At 70.1% G+C, this 17,668-nt stretch carries 16 protein-coding genes, 1 rRNA gene and 1 riboswitch; of the genes, 5 read left to right on the top strand and 12 right to left on the bottom strand.

Features of this window, described 5'->3' with window-relative positions; genetic code table 11:
• Positions 1-118 precede the first annotated feature (118 nt).
• From modA to ACZ4WH_RS11875, 4 genes are read left to right on the top strand one after another with little or no spacing between them, the layout of a single operon-like run.
• Positions 119-958 carry a molybdate ABC transporter substrate-binding protein gene (gene modA, locus ACZ4WH_RS11890; RefSeq protein ID WP_468179245.1) on the top strand — a complete coding sequence of 280 codons (840 nt, stop codon included), beginning with the start codon at positions 119-121 and terminating at the stop codon, positions 956-958.
• Positions 955-1,815 (top strand): molybdate ABC transporter permease subunit, encoded by an 861-nt coding sequence (modB, locus tag ACZ4WH_RS11885; RefSeq protein ID WP_468179243.1) that lies wholly within the window; start codon positions 955-957, stop codon positions 1,813-1,815. The genes modA and modB overlap by 4 nt, the downstream gene beginning before the upstream one ends.
• On the top strand, positions 1,812-3,083 hold the full coding sequence (locus ACZ4WH_RS11880) for an ABC transporter ATP-binding protein (protein WP_468179241.1): 1,272 nt from the start codon (positions 1,812-1,814) through the stop codon (positions 3,081-3,083). Before modB ends, ACZ4WH_RS11880 begins: the two co-directional genes overlap by 4 nt.
• A 28-nt stretch (positions 3,084-3,111) precedes the next feature.
• Positions 3,112-3,531, top strand: a complete 420-nt coding sequence (locus ACZ4WH_RS11875; protein ID WP_468179240.1) for a TOBE domain-containing protein — start codon at positions 3,112-3,114, stop codon at positions 3,529-3,531.
• 54 nt (positions 3,532-3,585) lie between these two features.
• On the opposite strand, the gene gcvP is transcribed toward ACZ4WH_RS11875, so the two are convergent.
• The gene (gene gcvP / locus ACZ4WH_RS11870; RefSeq protein ID WP_468179238.1) at positions 3,586-6,471 is read right to left on the bottom strand and encodes an aminomethyl-transferring glycine dehydrogenase; all 2,886 of its coding nucleotides are present in this window, start codon (positions 6,469-6,471) and stop codon (positions 3,586-3,588) included.
• Between the two features lie 175 nt (positions 6,472-6,646).
• A riboswitch (glycine riboswitch) is annotated at positions 6,647-6,741 on the bottom strand.
• 119 nt (positions 6,742-6,860) lie between these two features.
• Here gcvP and ACZ4WH_RS11865 point away from each other — a divergent pair.
• Complete coding sequence (locus ACZ4WH_RS11865) at positions 6,861-7,232, top strand: PRC-barrel domain-containing protein (protein ID WP_468179236.1); 372 nt, start codon at positions 6,861-6,863, stop codon at positions 7,230-7,232.
• On the opposite strand, the gene ACZ4WH_RS11860 is transcribed toward ACZ4WH_RS11865, so the two are convergent.
• From ACZ4WH_RS11860 to rrf, 11 genes are all read right to left on the bottom strand, one after another.
• Positions 7,154-8,629 (bottom strand): DNA polymerase IV, encoded by a 1,476-nt coding sequence (locus ACZ4WH_RS11860; protein WP_468179234.1) that lies wholly within the window; start codon positions 8,627-8,629, stop codon positions 7,154-7,156. The two genes, ACZ4WH_RS11865 and ACZ4WH_RS11860, sit on opposite strands and share 79 nt — an antisense overlap.
• Before the next feature lie 68 nt (positions 8,630-8,697).
• Positions 8,698-9,381 (bottom strand): MerR family transcriptional regulator, encoded by a 684-nt coding sequence (locus tag ACZ4WH_RS11855; RefSeq protein ID WP_468179232.1) that lies wholly within the window; start codon positions 9,379-9,381, stop codon positions 8,698-8,700.
• Positions 9,382-9,641: 260 nt separating this feature from the next.
• Entirely contained in the window at positions 9,642-10,115 is a 474-nt protein-coding gene (locus ACZ4WH_RS11850) for a bifunctional nuclease family protein (RefSeq protein WP_026253112.1), read from the bottom strand.
• 85 nt (positions 10,116-10,200) lie between these two features.
• Positions 10,201-10,938, bottom strand: a complete 738-nt coding sequence (gene ftsR / locus ACZ4WH_RS11845; RefSeq protein ID WP_468179230.1) for a transcriptional regulator FtsR — start codon at positions 10,936-10,938, stop codon at positions 10,201-10,203.
• 44 nt (positions 10,939-10,982) lie between these two features.
• Positions 10,983-11,813, bottom strand: coding sequence for an FHA domain-containing protein (locus ACZ4WH_RS11840; RefSeq protein ID WP_468179228.1), 831 nt, complete (start codon positions 11,811-11,813; stop codon positions 10,983-10,985).
• A gap of 190 nt (positions 11,814-12,003) precedes the next feature.
• Positions 12,004-12,873: a DUF881 domain-containing protein gene (locus ACZ4WH_RS11835; protein WP_468179226.1), complete on the bottom strand. Its 870-nt coding sequence runs from the start codon at positions 12,871-12,873 to the stop codon at positions 12,004-12,006.
• A 5-nt stretch (positions 12,874-12,878) separates the two neighbouring features.
• A complete protein-coding gene (locus tag ACZ4WH_RS11830) occupies positions 12,879-13,211 on the bottom strand; it encodes a small basic family protein (RefSeq protein ID WP_003988855.1) in 333 nt (110 codons plus the stop codon).
• Entirely contained in the window at positions 13,208-14,116 is a 909-nt protein-coding gene (locus ACZ4WH_RS11825; protein ID WP_468179224.1) for a DUF881 domain-containing protein, read from the bottom strand. The genes ACZ4WH_RS11830 and ACZ4WH_RS11825 overlap by 4 nt, the downstream gene beginning before the upstream one ends.
• Before the next feature lie 131 nt (positions 14,117-14,247).
• On the bottom strand, positions 14,248-16,743 hold the full coding sequence (locus tag ACZ4WH_RS11820) for a sugar phosphate nucleotidyltransferase (protein ID WP_468179222.1): 2,496 nt from the start codon (positions 16,741-16,743) through the stop codon (positions 14,248-14,250).
• 114 nt (positions 16,744-16,857) lie between these two features.
• Positions 16,858-17,466, bottom strand: a complete 609-nt coding sequence (locus tag ACZ4WH_RS11815) for a CDP-alcohol phosphatidyltransferase family protein (protein WP_468179221.1) — start codon at positions 17,464-17,466, stop codon at positions 16,858-16,860.
• Positions 17,467-17,573: 107 nt separating this feature from the next.
• A 5S ribosomal RNA gene (gene rrf, locus ACZ4WH_RS11810) occupies positions 17,574-17,668 on the bottom strand; the annotation flags it as partial.

Below are 17,668 nucleotides of genomic sequence, written 5' to 3'. Positions count from 1 at the left end.
ATGCGATGCCACAGCAGACTTCCGCCTGGCAGATGCGGCAGTATCATCGCGGCACGGCCACCACTCGGCCGTGCCCGGGCGCGACAGTCGTTCGACAGAACCGAGGAGTAGATCCGTGATGACCCGTTCCGTGCGCCGGACCCGGCGGATGCTCCAACTGGCCGGTGCGGGAGCCGCCGTCGTGATGGCCCTCAGCGCCTGCTCCTCCTCGTCGGACTCCACCGACTCGTCCAACTCGTCCGACTCCTCCGACGCGGCCGGCGCGTCGGCGTCCCCGAAGCTCTCCGGCACGGTCACCGTGTTCGCGGCGGCCTCGCTGAAGGAGAGCTTCACGGCCCTGGGCAAGGAGTTCGAGAAGCAGCATCAGGGCACGAAGGTCAGCTTCAACTTCGGCGGCAGCGACACCCTCGCCGCGAACATCACCAGCGGCGCCCCCGTGGACGTGTTCGCCGCGGCCAGCCCCAAGACGATGGCCGTCGTCACGGACAAGCAGGACACGGCCGGCACCCCGGTCACCTTCGTCCGCAACCAGCTGGAGATCGCCACCGTACCGGGCAACCCGCACAAGGTGTCCTCCCTGAAGGACCTCACCCGGTCCGGTCTGAAGGTCGTCCTGTGCGACAAGACCGTGCCGTGCGGCGCCGCCGCCCAGAAGGCCCTGGACGCGAGCAAGCTGAAGCTCACGCCGGTCTCCTACGAGCAGGACGTCAAGGGCGCCCTGACCAAGGTGGAGCTGAAGGAGGCCGACGCGGCGGTGGTGTACAAGACCGATGTGAAGGCCGCCGGTGACAAGGTGGAGGGCGTGGAGTTCCCCGAATCGGCCGGTGCCGTCAACGACTACCCGATCGCGCTGCTGAAGAACGCGCCGAACGCCGAGGCCGCCAAGGCGTTCATCGCCCTCGTGCGCTCCGCCGAGGGCCAGAAGGTGCTGACCGAGGCCGGGTTCCTCAAGCCGTGACCTCCCTCGACAGGCCCGGTGCCACGACCGGCCCCCGCACGGGCCGGCCCCGGCGCCGCCGCGTCGGCACCGGGGGCCGACGCGGTGTGCCGTTGCCGCTGCTACTGCCGGGCGTGCTGGCCCTGGCCTTCCTGCTCCTGCCGCTGCTCGCGCTGCTCGTCCGCGCGCCCTGGCGCGGCCTACCGGATCAGCTGACCAGCGCCGAGGTGTGGCAGGCACTCCAGCTGTCCCTGGTCAGCGCCACCGCGGCGACCGCCGTCAGCCTCGTCCTCGGTGTGCCGCTGGCCTGGCTGCTGGCCCGTACGGAGTTCCCCGGCCGGGGTCTCGTACGGGCCCTGGTGACCCTCCCACTGGTGCTGCCGCCGGTGGTCGGCGGTGTGGCCCTCCTGCTCGCCCTGGGCCGCAACGGCGTCATCGGGAGGTGGCTCGACGCGTGGTTCGGCATCACCCTGCCGTTCACCACCACCGGGGTCGTGATCGCGGAGGCGTTCGTCGCTATGCCCTTCCTGGTGATCAGCGTGGAGGGCACGCTGCGCGCCGCCGACCCGCGCTACGAGGAGGCGGCGACCACGCTCGGCGCCTCCCGCTTCACCGCGTTCCGCCGGGTCACACTGCCGCTGATCGCGCCCGGCATCGCGGCCGGCGCGGTGCTGGCCTGGGCCCGGGCGCTCGGCGAGTTCGGGGCGACGATCACGTTCGCGGGCAACTTCCCCGGCCGCACCCAGACCATGCCCCTCGCGGTCTACCTGGCCTTGCAGAACGACCCCGAGGCCGCCATCTCCCTCAGCCTGGTCCTGCTGACCGTGTCGATCGCGGTACTGGCGGGCCTCAGGGACCGCTGGATGACACCCTCATGACGACTCCCCACCCCACAGCCTCCGACGGCACCGATCCTTCCCGGAACCCGTCCGCGGCCGCCGACGGCGCTTCCGCCCCACAGGGGCCACCCGCACCCGACGACGAAACCGTCACGGGTGGTGCCGGTGGGAACCCAAAGCCGGCCGCAGGCCGGCCACCCACCACACACCGGCACCCGAACCCGCAACAGCACCAGCGCCCGCAGCGGCACCCACACCCACACCAGACCACCGGCCTCGACGCCCACCTCGTAGTGGACCGTGGCACCTTCCGCCTGGACGTAACCCTGAAAGCCACCCCCGGAGACGTCCTCGCCCTACTGGGCCCCAACGGCGCCGGCAAGACCACCGCCCTGCGCGCCCTGGCCGGCCTCACCCCCCTCACCGACGGTCATCTCCACCTGGACGGCACCCCCCTGGCCCACACACCCCCCGAGGCCCGCCCGGTCGGTGTCGTCTTCCAGGACTACCTCCTCTTCCCCCATCTGTCCGCCCTGGACAACGTCGCCTTCGGCCCCCGCTGCCAGGGCGTGCGCAAGGCGGAGGCCCGCGCCCAGGCGGCGACCTGGCTGGAGCGGATGGGCCTGGCGGCCCACGCGGGCGCCAGGCCGCGGAGTCTGTCCGGCGGCCAGGCCCAGCGCGTGGCCCTCGCCCGCGCCCTGGCCACCCGCCCCCGGCTGCTGCTCCTGGACGAGCCGTTGGCGGCCCTGGACGCCCGTACCCGCCTGGAGGTCCGCGCACAGCTACGCCGTCACCTGGCCGAGTTCGAGGCGGTCTCCGTGCTGGTCACCCACGACCCGCTGGACGCCATGGTGCTCGCTGACCGGCTGGTGGTCGTGGAGCACGGCCGGGTCGTCCAGGAGGGCACCCCCGCCGACATCGCCCGGCACCCGCGCACGGACTACATCGCCCAGCTCGTCGGCCTCAACCTCTACCGCGGACAGGCCGAGGGGCACACGGTACGGCTCGACGCGGGGCCCGCGATCACGACCACGGAGGAGCTGTCGGGCCCGGTCTTCGTGGCGTTCCCGCCGTCCGCCGTGACCCTGTTCCGGGACCGGCCCTCCGGTGCCAGCGCCCGCAACCTGTGGCACTGCGAGGTCGCCGGCCTGGAGACGCACGGCGACCAGATCCGCGCCGACCTCACCGGCGAGCTGCCGCTCGCGGCGGACCTGACGACGGTCGCCGCGGCCGAGCTGGACCTGCACCCGGGTGCACCGGTCTGGGCGACGGTCAAGGCGACGCAGACCCACGCATACCCGGCCTGAGCGGACCGGCGCTCTACGGTGGGTGCCCATGACCCTGAGCATCCGCAACCAGCTGCCCGGCATCGTCACCGAGGTGCACCCGGGCGAAGTCATGGCGACCGTCAAAGTCCGGCTCACCGGCGGCCAGGACCTCACCGCGGCCATCACCCTGGAGGCCGTCGAGCACCTCGGCCTCGCTCCGGGCTCCCCGGTGAGCGCCCTGGTGAAGGCGACGGAGGTCTCCCTGGCCGCCAACCGGATCGAGGGTCTGTCGATCCGCAACCAGCTGCCCGGCACGGTCATCCGTCTCACGCTCGGCGAGGCCATGGCCACAGTCCGGATCTCCGTGGACGGCGGTGAACTCACGGCCGCGATCACGAAGGACGCGGCCGGAGACCTCGGCCTGTTCGTGGGCTCCGACGTCGTCGCCCTGATCAAGGCGACCGAGGTCTCGCTGGCGACGGCGTAGGAACGCCCGAAGGCCCCGCCCGGAACCCGGGTGGGGCCTTCGGCAGCGGCTCGCTCAGTCCTCGTAGGCGTCCAGCGGCGGGCAGGAGCACACCAGGTTCCGGTCGCCGAAGGCCTGGTCGATGCGGCGCACCGGCGGCCAGTACTTGTCGGCGGCCGAGACACCGGCCGGGAAGACGGCCTCCGCGCGGCTGTAGGCGTGCGTCCACTCACCGCCGAGCGCGGCGGCGGTGTGCGGGGCGTTCCGCAGCGGGTTGTCCTCGGCGGGCCACGCGCCGGAGCCGACCTTCTCGATCTCCGCGCGGATGGCGATCATCGCATCGCAGAAACGGTCCAGCTCGGTGATGTCCTCGGACTCGGTCGGCTCGATCATCAGCGTGCCGGCCACCGGGAAGGACATGGTCGGCGCGTGGAAACCGTAGTCGATCAGCCGCTTGGCGACGTCGTCCACGCTCACGCCGGTCGCCTTGGTCAGCGGGCGCAGGTCGATGATGCACTCGTGCGCGACCAGGCCGCCGGGGCCGGTGTAGAGCACCGGGTAGTGCGGCTCCAGGCGCTTGGCGATGTAGTTCGCGGAGAGCACCGCGACCTGCGTGGCGCGCTTGAGGCCCTCGCCGCCCATCAGACGGACGTACGCCCACGAGATCGGCAGGATGCCCGCGCTGCCCCACGGGGCGGCCGAGATCGGGCCCACGCCCGTCTCCGGGCCGGCCTCCGGCTGGAGCGGGTGGTTCGGCAGGTACGGCGCCAGGTGCGACCGGACCGCGACCGGGCCGACGCCCGGACCGCCGCCGCCGTGCGGGATGCAGAACGTCTTGTGCAGGTTCAGGTGGGAGACGTCACCGCCGAAGTGGCCCGGCTTGGCCAGGCCGACGAGCGCGTTGAGGTTGGCGCCGTCGACGTACACCTGGCCGCCCGCCTCGTGGACCTGGGCGCAGATGTCGGCGACGTGCTCCTCGAACACACCGTGCGTCGACGGGTAGGTGATCATCAGCACCGCCAGCTCGTCGCGGTACTGCTCGATCTTGGCGCGCAGGTCCTCGACGTCGATCTCGCCGTCCTCGGCGGTCTTCACGACGACGACCTTCATGCCGGCCATCACGGCGCTGGCCGCGTTGGTGCCGTGCGCGGAGGACGGGATGAGGCAGACGGTCCGCTGCTCGTCGCCGTTGGCGCGGTGGTAGCCGCGTACGGCGAGGAGACCCGCCAGCTCGCCCTGCGAGCCCGCGTTCGGCTGGAGCGAGACCTTGTCGTAGCCGGTGACCTCGGCGAGGCGGTCCTCCAGCTCGTGGATGAGCGTGAGGTAGCCCTGGGCCTGCTCGGCGGGCGCGAACGGGTGCATCTGCCCGAACTCGGACCAGGTGACCGGCTCCATCTCCGTGGTCGCGTTGAGCTTCATGGTGCAGGAGCCCAGCGGGATCATGCCGCGGTCGAGCGCGTAGTCGCGGTCGGCCAGCTTGCGCAGGTAGCGCAGCATCGCCGTCTCGGAGCGGTGCTGGTGGAAGACCGGGTGGGTGAGGTACGCGTCGGTGCGCAGCAGCGCCTCGGGCAGGGTGTCCTCGGCGCTCTCGTCCAGCGCCTCGATGTCGCCCTCGACGCCGAAGGCGGCGAAGACGGCGGCCAGCTGGGCCCGGTTGGTGGTCTCGTCGCAGGCCGCCGAGACGTGGTCGGCGTCGACGAGACGCAGGTTGACCCCGTTCTCCCGGGCGGCGGCGACGATCGCGGCGGCCTTGCCGGGCACCCGCGCGGTGAGCGTGTCGAAGTACGCGCCGTGGACGATCTCCACGCCGCCGGCCTTCAGCCCCTCGGCGAGGAGCGTGGCGTACCGGTGCGTGCGCCGGGCGATGGTCTTCAGGCCCTCCGGCCCGTGGTAGACGGCGTACATGCCGGCCATCACGGCGAGCAGCACCTGCGCGGTGCAGATGTTGCTGGTCGCCTTCTCCCGGCGGATGTGCTGCTCACGGGTCTGGAGCGCGAGGCGGTAGGCCTTGTTGCCGTCGGCGTCGACGGAGACGCCGACGAGCCGGCCGGGAAGGCTGCGCGCGAACTTCTCGTGTACGGCCATGTAGCCGGCGTGCGGCCCGCCGAAGCCCATCGGCACACCGAAGCGCTGGGTCGTACCGACGGCGATGTCCGCCCCCAGCTCGCCCGGCGAGGTCAGCAGGGTCAGCGCGAGCAGGTCGGCGGCGACCGTGACGAGAGCGCCCAGCTGGTGCGCCTGGTCGATGACGGGCTTGATGTCCCGTACGGCACCGGAGGCGCCCGGGTACTGGATCAGCACGCCGTTGATCTCGCGCTCGGCGATCTCCGCCGGGATGCCGTCGCTGAGGTCGGCGACGACGACCTCGACGCCGGTCGGCTCGGCGCGGGTCTCGATCACGGCGATGGTCTGCGGCAGCGCGTCAGCGTCGACCAGGAACACACCCTTCTTGTTCTTGCCCATGCGCCGGGACAGCGCCATCGCCTCGGCGGCGGCGGTGCCCTCGTCCAGCAGGGATGCGCCGGAGGTGGGCAGGCCGGTCAGGTCGGCGACCATCGTCTGGAAGTTCAGCAGGGCCTCCAGGCGGCCCTGGGAGATCTCCGGCTGGTACGGCGTGTAGGCCGTGTACCAGGCCGGGTTCTCCATGACGTTGCGCAGGATGACGGGCGGCGTGAAGGTGCCGTAGTAGCCCAGGCCGATCATGGAGCCGAGGACCTGGTTGCGGTCGGCGAGCGAGCGCAGCTCGGCGAGCACCTCGGCCTCGGTACGGGCACCCGGCAGGTCCAGGGCGTCGGCGTTCTTGATCACATCCGGGACCGCGGCGGCGGTCAGCTCGTCCAGCGAGCCGTATCCGACCTGCGCGAGCATCTTGGCCCGCGCCTCCGGGTCGGGCCCGATGTGGCGCTGCTCGAACGGGGTGCCCGCTTCGAGTTCGGAGAGCGGAATGCGATGGGCGGTCATTGCGGAGGCCTCCTGGTCTGACGCGACCTGCGAGGGGCACCACGGCGCGGGTACCCCGACGGCCTCCCCCTCTGTCATCTCGACCTGAGAGCTTCACCGGACGCCCGTGGGCACCGGCTTTCACCGTCGGTGAGGGCGGAAGCCGATCGACATCCGCCCTGCTTTCCAGAGTGACCTCGTCCGTGCGGTACGTGAGCCTGAGAGATTCCGGGGAGGATTTGCTCCTTCGGCGCCTCCGAGGTGGTCGGAGGACTCTCCCGCACGGGGTCAGCAGCCGCTGTCAGCGTACCAGCGAGGTCAACGCCAGGGCCTTCGAGTGGCCGCCTCCTTGAATGTGCTCTTTTGTAGTGCTTACGGATGAGTTGCGACCACGTGGAGGGAGAGGGACCGTGCAGACCGACATCGATCCGCGCAACCTGATCGGCCGCAAGGCGTTCGACCGTAACGGCACCAAGATCGGCACCATCGACGAGGTGTACCTGGACGACGCGACCGGCGTGCCCGAATGGGCGGCCATACGCACCGGCCTGTTCTCCCGGGACGCCTTCGTGCCCCTGGAGCCCAGCGAACTCGTCGAAGGCACCCTGCACGTCCCCTTCGACCGCGCCCTGATCAAGGACGCCCCCGACTTCGGCGTGGGCCGCCATCTCTCCCCAGAACAGGAACTCCAGCTCTACCACCACTACGGCCTGGACGTGGCCTCACCCCCCAACGTCCCGGACCACGACTTCGGCAAACTGGCGGGGTCGGAGGAGGCCTGATCGCGGCTTCCTCCCTGGTCGCGTGCCTCTTCCGGGGTCCGGGGCGGAGCCCCGTGCGGGTGGGAGACATCCGAAACCAACGGCAACGGATCGGCGGCCTCCAGCGCAGGATCGTCGACGAAAAACGTCCGCACCCGCCCCGGAGGGGACTGCGGCGTCTCGAACCGCACGGTCACCCGCCCCAGCCCACTGCCCTGCACCCATCCGTGCCCGTACTCGGCGTGCCGCACATCCTGCCCGGCCCGCCACTGCCGCTCGACAGGCTCCGCCCGCTCCACGGCAGCCTCCACCGCCCCCTTCTCCGGCTCCTCCTCCGCAGGCACCGGCAGCGCCTGCGCGAACAGATCCTCCTGCGTGTAGTCGGCGAGCCCGGACACCCCCACCCCGAGCAGCCGCACCCCTCCCGTGGTGTCCACGGAGTCCAGCAGCCGCGCCGCCGCCTCACGGATGACCACGGGGTCGTCCGTGGGCCCTCTGAGCGTCTCGGACCGGGTCAGGGTGGAGAAGTCGTACCGCCGTACCTTCAGCACGATGGTCCGCCCGGACAGCCCGGCCTCGCGCAGCCGCCGCACACACCGGTCGGCCAGCCGCTGCACCTCCAGGCCGACCCGCAGCCGGTCGTGGATGTCCACGTCGTACGTGTCCTCCACCGACACCGACTTGGTCTCCCGCTCGGCGACCACGGGCCGCTCGTCCCGGGCCAGGGCCATGGCGTACAGCGCGTGTCCGTGTGCCTTGCCCAGCAGCCGGACGAGTTCGTCCTCACCCGCCTCGGCCAGTTCCTCGACCGTGCTGATCCCGGCCCGGCGCAGATGGTCCCCTGTGGCCGGCCCGACCCCCGGCAGGGTGCGCACCGGCATCGGTCCCAGCAGCGCCCGCTCGGTGCCCGGCTCGATGAGCACCAAGCCGTCCGGTTTGGCCTGCTCGGAGGCGATCTTCGCGAGCATCTTGGAGGCGGCGAGCCCCACCGACCCGGTGAGCCCGGTGACCGCCAGGATGTCCGCGCGCAGCTTCTCCCCGGCCCGCCGCGCCGACTCCTCGTCCCAGGCCGCTTCCCCGGCCTCCAGGTCCACGAACGCCTCGTCCAGGCTCAGCGGCTCCACCAGCGGTGACAGCTCCCGCAGCAGCGCCATCACCTGTTCGCTGACCGCCCGGTACAGGGTGAAGCGCGGCACCAGATAGGCGGCGTTGGGTGCCAGCCGGCGTGCCTGCGCCATGGGCATCGCCGAGTGGACCCCGAACACCCGTGCCTCGTACGACGCGGTGGCGACCACCCCGCGTGGGCCGAGCCCGCCCACGACGACCGCCTTCCCGCGCAGGCTCGGCTTGGATGCCTGCTCCACCGAGGCGAAGAAGGCATCCATGTCGAGATGCAGGATCGTGGGCGCGTTTCTCACATCTCCGATGCTGCACCACGGCACTGACAACGCGGTGATGCCGGAGCGCCCTACGCGAGGTCCGGCGGTCAGACCGCCCGGTTGCGGCGCCGCGCCAGCTCGTCCGCGGGGTTGTGCCCGACGAGGGTCTCACCGGTGTCGATGCGCTCGCCGTGCAGCTGGGAGAGGGCGCTTTCCACGTCCCGCCACACCACGCCGACGGCGATCCCGAAGATACCCTGACCGCCCTGGAGCAGGGCGTGGACCTCGTCCGGCGACGTGCACTCGTACACGGTCGCGCCGTCGCTCATCAGGGTCATCCGCTCCAGATCGCGGAAACCGCGTTCTCTGAGGTGCTGGACGGCCGTGCGGATGTTCTGCAAGGACACCCCGGTGTCCAGGAACCGCTTCACGATCTTCAGGACGACGACGTCCCGGAAGCTGTACAGACGCTGGGTGCCCGACCCGTAAGCGGGTCGTACGCTCGGCTCCACCAGACCCGTACGGGCCCAGTAGTCGAGCTGCCGGTACGTGATGCCGGCAGCCGCGCAGGCCGTGGGCCCGCGGTAGCCGATCTGCTCGGACGTCATGGACGCCACCCCTCCGCCGTTCGGCACCGCCGTCGGCAGCTGCGGAGCGTGCTCCACCGCGCTGCCGGGATGGGCATATCCCCCGCCTGAGCGCGGCCGCGAGTTCGGGGGCGGGTACGGACCGCTCTCCCCGAAACCGCGTCCGGGGGCACCCCCAGCCGTACCGTCGCCGCTGGTTCTCACGCCGACCTCCGTCCTTGACCTGCCTTCTCGACGGTAGGCAGTCACCAGGGGTGCGTCAACGATCGCCACACTCGGCACGCCGAGTGATAATCACCCAAGGAGTGGTTTCCCGTGTCCCACCGCGGGGAAAGGCTAGCCGAATGCGCTGGCGGGGGGCCGTAGGACGCTCTCACTGGCCGGAGGCAATTGCCGGGGCGTGGACCTCGCGATGCCGCCGCCCGCCCCGGTCGAACCCCGGGGCCGACGGGCCGGCCCGCGTCTCACTGGCTGCTGGTGCCGAAGTCCTCGGGCGAGATCTGGTCGAGGAACTCGCGGAACTTCTCCACCTCGTCCTCCTGCTCGTCCGGAATGGCGATGCCCGCGTCGTCCAGCACCGTGTCACTGCCGTAGATCGGCGTTCCGGTGCGCAGGGCCAGCGCTATGGCATCGGAGGGGCGGGCGCTGACCTCGACCCCACTGGCGAACACCAGCTCCGCGTAGAAGACGCCTTCTCGCAGATCGGTGATGCGCACTTCGGTCAGCTCCTGGCCGACGGCCTCCAGCACGTCCTTGAACAGGTCGTGGGTCAGCGGTCGCGCGGGGGCCATGCCCTGCTGGGCGAAGGCGATCGCCGTCGCCTCCCCCGGCCCGATCCAGATGGGGAGGTAACGGTCGCCCCCCACTTCGCGCAGGAGCACGATCGGTTGGTTGGAGGGCATTTCGACCCGGACACCTACGACATCGAGCTCGTTCACACAGCAACCCTAGGCCGTGCTCGGGACGTTTGGGTAGTCGGGCCGGGAACAGGTGCCCGATCCGGCCGCTCCGCGGCCCGCCGGATCAGGGCAGCCGCACGCCGAGAGCGGTTTTCACCAGGGCCGCGTGCAGCTTCACCGTGAGGGCCGCCAGCTCCTTCGTACGGGCCTCGGCATGTGCCCTGGTCTGCGGGTTGCGGTGGCGCTTGAGCGGGGCCACCACCTGGTCGACCAGGCCCGCCTCACGGTCGGCGGCGGCCTTCATCACCCGAAGGTGGCGCGGCTCGATCCCGAACCGGCCCAGCTCCGCGATGAGCGAGGCCACGGTGACGGCCTCGGCGTCGTACGCCCCGTCCTCCAGGGGAGCGATGAGCCCGTAGGACTCCCACTCCTTCAGGTCGCCGTCGTCGATGTCCGCGGCGGCCAGCAGCTCGGCCCTGCCGAGCCTGGCCACCGTGGGCCCCTCCACACGTGCCGGCACGTCCTCCGCGGTGCGCTGGCGGCCCACCACGGGCAGCGGGACGGCCTCACCCCGCTCCATGGCGTCCAGGTGCTCACGGATCACCTTGAGCGGCAGGTAGTGGTCCCGCTGCATCCGCAGGACGTGACCGAGGCGCTCGACGTCCTCGGCGCTGAACTTGCGGTATCCCGACGGGGTCCGCTGCGGCTCGATGAGCCCCTCCGACTCCAGGAAGCGGATCTTGGAGATGGTGACTTCGGGGAACTCGTCGCGCAGCACGTTCAGCACCGTGCCGATGCTCATCAGCCCACTGTCCCTGGCGGCGGTACCGCTTCCGGCACCGCCGCTCGGTGTTTGAAGCATGGACCTTCCCTGGGGGTCCCCCCGGACGTCAGTCCGGGGGCGGGTCAGATGCCCTGCCGGCTCGCGTAGAACACCAGCCGGTACTTGCCGATCTGCACCTCGTCACCGTTCGACAGGGCCACCTGGTCGATGCGCTCCCGGTTGACGTACGTGCCGTTCAGGCTGCCCACGTCGGCCACCGTGAAGGAGCCGTCCGGGGAGCGCCGGAACTCCACGTGGCGCCGGGAGACGGTCACGTCGTCCAGGAAGATGTCGCTCTGCGGATGACGACCGGCCGTGGTCAGGTCGCTGTCCAGCAGGAAGCGGCTGCCCGAGTTCGGCCCCCGGCGCACCACCAGCAGCGCCGAACCCACCGGCAGCGCGTCCACCGCGGCCTGCGCCTCCGGGGAGAGCATCGGCAGCTGCGTCTGGCCGGTCGCCTCGGCGTCGTAGGCCTCCAGACCCGAGATCGAGATCGTGGAGGTCGTCTCGGACGCCCGCTCGGGCGTCAGCCCGGGACGCAGCGGCGCCCCGCAGTTGGAACAGAAGCGGGCGTTCTCCGCATTGCGGTTACCGCACCTCGTACACACCAGGACCGACATCGACGGATCCTCCTGCCGCGGCTGCCCCGCCGGGGCATTGGACGCGTACGGGCCGGGGGCGAACCCTCCACCCGTACCTGAGGTTGACGGTTGCCCGAAACCTATGCCGCCGGACTGGGCAGGGTCAACAGACGCCGCGCCCTGACCTCCGGAAATGTCACCACCCGGACCAGCGACCTGGTCCCGGAACAGCGGGCGCTGGCCCTCCGCGTCAGGCTGTGCGCGATGACGAGCGGTCGCGTTGTCGCTGCCCTCTCGCGCGCTCTTGCCGAACAACTTCGCAAACAACTTCACGGGCGATTCCCCTTGACCGAAACAGACCCGCCCGTGGGGCAGGACGAACCCTGATTGCCTACACCGGCCGAGCCGGACATTCTCACAACGTCCGTATCCACCAGACAGTTTCCACCACGCACCACCCCTTCGGTGCGCCGACCCCCCGCAACCTCATGCCCCTGCCGGACGGCACCCATGCACCGCCGGTTCACTGGGAGGACGACCGAGCGTAGTCAGGCCGCTTCGCCTGTCGCAAGGCGTCCACGACGATCTTGTCCGACCGCTCGACGGTCACCGTGGCCTGCTCCTTCTCCAGAGTCTGCACCACGCCTCCAGGGATGTTCAGCGCCGGCTCGAGGTCCTGCGGCTTGCCGATGACCTTGAAACGATAGGGAGCGTTGATCTTGTTCCCGTCGACACTCACACTCTTGCCGGAGTCGGTGAAGTAGGTCCCGGCGACCACCCGGACCCCGTTGACCTGGATCGCCTCCGCGCCGGCCGCGCGCAACTCCTGGATCGCGTCGAGCAGCATGTCCGCCTGGACCGTCCCCTTCGTGTCCTCGATCGTCATGGTGATGCCGGGACCCTGCGCCGCCACGGTGCCCGCGAGGATGCCGAGTTGCCTCTCCTTCTCGGCGGTCTGCCGGCGCGCCTCCGCGGCCTGGTCGGAGCTGGTCTGAAGCTCCTGACGCTGCTTTTCGAGTCCCTGCTTCTCGTCCTCAAGACGCTGAGTACGCGAATCCAGTTCATCGAGGATGCGCACAAGATCTTCCTGGCGCGCTCCGCGCAGCGCGCTGTCGGTGTCGCTGTTGGACGCCACCTGCACGGCCAGGCCGAAGCCGAGGCCGAACAGCAGCACGGCCACGATGAGTTGGGCGCGCGTGAAGCGCGGCGGCCACAACCCCTTGACGAGCCGCTGCCGGCCCGTCAGCGGCTGCTGGGCCTCCCCCTCGGCCGGCCGCCCGGCCTCGGGCGCGGGCGCGGGCGCGGGCACCTCGGCCGGCAGTTCCCTCCGCAGCCGGTTCTCCCGCTGATCGGTGCGGCCGTTGCCGCCGTTGCTGTCGTTCTGCTCGCTCATCGGTGTCACGCCCGGAACACGTGCCGCCGGATCGCCGCGGCGTTGGAGAAGATGCGGATGCCCAGGACCACGACGACACCCGTGGACAGCTGCGCGCCCACGCCCAACTTGTCACCGAGGAACACGATGAGGGCGGCGACGACCACGTTGGACAGGAACGACACCACGAAGACCTTGTCGTCGAAGATGCCGTCGAGCATGGCCCGCAGACCACCGAAGACGGCGTCCAACGCCGCGACGACGGCGATCGGCAGATAAGGCTCGACGACCGCCGGAACCTCGGGCCGGACCAACAGGCCGGCCACGACTCCCACGACGAGGCCCAGTACGGCGATCACGATGTGCCCTTCTCGGTTTTCTCTGACTTCGGCTGTGCTGTACGTACGATCACACTGGGTGCGGCGGGCAACCGGACGTCGCCCTCCGCGGAGATGGTGGCGCGGATGCCGTAGTTCTCCTCCAGGGCATGCAGATACAGGCCGTCGGCGCTGTTCTGGAACCTGGTGCTCAGCCTCTCCCCGTCCCCCACCGCCAGCACCGTGTACGGCGGCACCAGCGGCCTGTTGTCGACCAGTATCGCGTCACCCGCGGCCCTGATCGCGGACAGGGCCGTCAGCCGCTGCCCGTTGATGGAGATCGCCTCGGCTCCGGAGGCCCACAGTCCGTTGACCACGCGCTGCATGTCGCGGTCCCGCACCCGGCCGGTGTCGGAGAAGCCCGACGTCTCCCGGGGGCCGGCGCCGTCCCCGCCGCCGTCGGCCTCCTTGGCATCGTTCACGACGAGCTTGACACCGGGACCGCGCACCGCGGTGGCACCCGACAGCAGGCCGACCAGGTCCGCCTCGGCGCTGCCGCCGCTCGACTTCAGGGCCGCCCGCTGACGCGCGCTGACGTCGTCGCGCAGCGTGTCGACAGTGCTTTCCAGCTTGTCCGCGTCCGCGGTCTCGCTGTCGATGCGGTCGATCAGCTCCTGGCGCTCCTTGGCCACCACGGGCGCCGTCACGCGCGCCTGTGCCGCCCCCACGGTGACGACGAGCGCCGCGAGAACGAGGCCGGCGGCCAGGCCCAGCTTGGCCCGGAGCGTCTTCGGCAGGCCGCCCTCGCCCTCGGACTTCCTCCGGGCGGCGGCCTCGGCGTACCCGTCGTCGAGGCTGTGGTCCATGACGTTGGTGATCAACGACATGGAGGCGTCCGGACGCTGCGGCCGCGTGGGGCTGCTCCGAACGGGGGGTTGCTGCGGCATGCCGCACATCGTCGCATGTCGCGAGCAGTACCTCCGAACGGCCCCACCGGCGTGCCGGACAGGCCCCCTTGGGGGACACTTGTCCGGCACGCACGCGTGCAGCGACTTTTGCCGCTCTCAGCCGATGCAGGTCACCGGCCGGCGCTGTCCACGACCGCCGACCACTCGTCCAGCAGAGCCTGCGCGGAGGCGTCGTCCGGCCCCTCCGCCCACAGATGGGTGACCGCCTCGGCCGGGTCGGGCAGCACCATCACCCAACGCCCGTCGCTCTCCACGACCCGCACACCGTCGGTCGTGTCGACAGAGCGGTCTCCCGCGGCCTCGACCACCCGTCGCATCACGAGTCCCTTGACCGCCCACGGCGTCGCCAGGTCCCGCTTGAGGACGTGCGCCCGCGGGATCCGGGCGTCGATCTGGCTCAGCGTGAGCTGGGTCCGCGCCACGAGCCCGATGAGACGTACGAAGGCGGCCGTGCCGTCGTAGACGCCGCTGAACTCGGGGACGATGAACCCGCCCTTGCCGTCACCACCGAAGATGGTGCCCTCCTCGCGCCCCACGCGCGTGAGGTCGTCGGGCGAGGTGGTCGTCCACTCGACCTGGGTGCCGTGGTACGCCGCCACCTGCTCGGCGATCCGGGTCGTGGTGACGGGCAGCGCGACCCGGCCGCTGCGCCGCTCGGCGGCCACCAGGTCCAGCATGACCAGCAGCGCCCGGTCGTCCTCGATGATCCGGCCCTTCTCGTCCACGAGCGACAGCCGCTCGCCGACGGGGTCGAACCGCACCCCGAACGCGGCACCCGAGGACGCCACGATCTCACCGAGCCGCACCAGCCCCTTCCGCCGCATCTCGGCGGTCTCGGTGGGCCGGGACTCGTCGAGACCCGGGTTGATCGTCAGCGAGTCCACACCGAGCTTGCCGAGCAGGCTGGGCAGCACGAGCCCGGCACTGCCGTTCGAGGCGTCCACGACCACCTTGAGGCCCGACTCGGCTATCCCGGTCGTGTCGACGTTCCGCAGCAGCGATCCGGTGTACGAGTCGAAGACGCTGGCCGGGAAGTACAGGTCGCCGATCTCGCCCGGGAACGCCCGCCGGTACTCCTGGCGCGCGAACACCCGGTCCAGCTTGCGCTGGCTGCCCTGCGACAGGTCCGCGCCCTGCCCGTCGAAGAACATGATGTCGACCGAGTCCGGGACACCCGGCGAGGTCCGGATCATGATGCCGCCGGCACTGCCCCGCGCGGTCTGCTGCCGGGCCACGGGCAGCGGCACGTTCTCCAGGTCGCGTACGTCGATGGCGCTGGCCTGGAGCGCGGAGATCACCGCCCGCTTGAGCGCCCGGGCACCCCGGGAGTGGTCGCGGGCCGTGGTGACGGTGGAGCCCTTCTTCAGGGTCGTGGCGTAGGCGCCGGCGAGCCGCACGGCCAGCTCGGGCGTGATCTCCACGTTCAGGATGCCGGTGACGCCCCGGGCGCCGAACAGATGGGCCTGCCCCCGGGACTCCCAGATCACCGAGGTGTTGACGAAGGCACCGGCCTCGATGGTCTTGAACGGGTAGACCCGGACATTGCCCTGAACGATCGATTCCTCACCGATCAGGCACTCGTCACCGATGACCGCGCCGTCCTCGATCCGGGCAGCACGCATGATGTCCGTGTTCTTGCCGACGACACAGCCGCGCAGATTGCTGTGCTGCCCGATGTACACGTTGTCGTGCACAACGGCCTTGTGCAGGAAGGCACCGCTCTTGACGACGACATTGGAGCCGACGACGGTGTGCTCCCGGATCTCCGCGCCGGCCTCGACCTTCGCGTAGTCGCCGATGTACAGCGGCCCGCGCAGCACGGCGTCGGGATGCACCTCGGCTCCCTCGGCCACCCACACACCCGGGGAGATCTCGAAGCCGTCGATGTCGACGTTGACCTTGCCTTCGAGGACGTCCGCCTGGGCCTTCACATAGCTCTCGTGCGTGCCGACGTCCTCCCAGTAGCCCTCGGCGACATAGCCGTAGATCGGCTTGCCTTCCTTCATCAGCTGAGGGAAGACGTCGCCGGACCAGTCGACGGGCACATCGGCTTCGACGTAGTCGAAGACCTCGGGCTCCATCACATAGATGCCCGTGTTGACCGTGTCCGAGAAGACCTGCCCCCAGGTCGGCTTCTCCAGGAAGCGCTCGACCTTGCCTTCCTCGTCGACGATGGTGATGCCGAACTCCAGCGGATTGGGCACCCGGGTCAGGCAGACCGTGACCAGCGCACCCTTCTCCTTGTGGAAATTGATCAGCTCGGTGAGGTCGAAGTCGGTCAGGGCATCGCCGGAGATGACGAGGAAGGCATCGTCCTTCAACGCCTCTTCGGCGTTCTTGACGCTTCCGGCGGTACCGAGTGGCTTCTCCTCATTGGCGTATGTGAGCTCCATGCCAAGTTCTTCGCCGTCACCGAAATAGTTCTTGACGAGCGATGCCAGGAACTGCACGGTGACAACGGTCTCGGTGAGCCCGTGCCTTTTGAGCAGCCGTAGCACATGCTCCATGATCGGGCGGTTCGCCACGGGCAGGAGCGGCTTGGGCATGCTAGAGGTCATGGGGCGCAGGCGCGTGCCTTCGCCCCCGGCCATCACGACGGCCTTCATGTCGGAAGCGTCCTCCTCCAAGAGACGACGGTCTAGCCGACTTCACCCGTCCAGATTGTCCCGCACTTTTCCACCGCGGGCCATCGAGGCGTCAGGTCTGGACAATCACCGAGCTCAATCGGCCGTGGCGTCCGCGCGAACCAAGCGGCGGACCTGTACCACGTAGAGCACTCCTGCCCACCAGTAGAGGGTTGTACCCCATCCGGCGAACGCCCATCCGAAAATAGCAGCGAGTGACGCGATCCAACCACTTCCGTCACTGAGCAGCAGAAGTGGGAAGGCATACATCAAGTTGAACGTCGCGGCCTTCCCGAGGAAGTTCACCTGAGGCGGCGGATACCCGTGCCGGCGGAGGATGCCCACCATCACCAGGAGAACCAGCTCGCGGAACAGCAGCAGAGCGGTCAGCCAAAGCGGCAGGATCTCCCGCCAGGTGAGACCGACCAGCGTGGAAAGGACGTAGAGGCGGTCGGCGGCGGGGTCGAGAAGCCGGCCGAGGCTGCTGATCTGATTCCAGCGCCGGGCGAGCTTGCCGTCGAGATAGTCACTGACGCCGCTCAGGGCCAGCACGAGGAGGGCCCAGCCATCACTCTGCGGCCCACCGAACTCCGGCCTGAGGATCAACCACAGGAAGAGGGGTACGCCGACGAGCCGTGCCATGCTGAGGATGTTGGGGATGGTGAGGACCCGGTCTGTCTGGACGCGGGTCTCCTGGACCTCCACCCGGGGGCCTCCTGTGCGAAATAAGCCAACGATGCCCCCTGACCTTACCTCAACGCAAAAAAGCTCCGGCCCCTGGGCAGTGCCCAAGAGCCGGAGCTTCAAAAGGAGTTCGGCGGTGTCCTACTCTCCCACAGGGTCCCCCCTGCAGTACCATCGGCGCTGTGAGGCTTAGCTTCCGGGTTCGGAATGTAACCGGGCGTTT

Source organism: Streptomyces sp. NPDC029138, assembly GCF_055564375.1.
The sequence above is the reverse complement of the archived record's forward strand: the minus strand, read 5'-3'. Positions and strand labels throughout refer to the sequence as shown.

Bases quoted from the DNA above. Each gene is read 5' to 3' on its own strand.
- gcvP (WP_468179238.1), bottom strand. From the start codon at position 6,471: ATGACCGCCCATCGCATTCCGCTCTCCGAACTCGAAGCGGGCACCCCG.
- ACZ4WH_RS11820 (WP_468179222.1), bottom strand. From the start codon at position 16,743: ATGAAGGCCGTCGTGATGGCCGGGGGCGAAGGCACGCGCCTGCGCCCC.
- ACZ4WH_RS11875 (WP_468179240.1), top strand. From the start codon at position 3,112: ATGACCCTGAGCATCCGCAACCAGCTGCCCGGCATCGTCACCGAGGTG.
- ACZ4WH_RS11825 (WP_468179224.1), bottom strand. From the start codon at position 14,116: ATGCCGCAGCAACCCCCCGTTCGGAGCAGCCCCACGCGGCCGCAGCGT.
- ACZ4WH_RS11880 (WP_468179241.1), top strand. From the start codon at position 1,812: ATGACGACTCCCCACCCCACAGCCTCCGACGGCACCGATCCTTCCCGG.
- ftsR (WP_468179230.1), bottom strand. From the start codon at position 10,938: ATGCTTCAAACACCGAGCGGCGGTGCCGGAAGCGGTACCGCCGCCAGG.
- modA (WP_468179245.1), top strand. From the start codon at position 119: ATGACCCGTTCCGTGCGCCGGACCCGGCGGATGCTCCAACTGGCCGGT.
- ACZ4WH_RS11835 (WP_468179226.1), bottom strand. From the start codon at position 12,873: ATGAGCGAGCAGAACGACAGCAACGGCGGCAACGGCCGCACCGATCAG.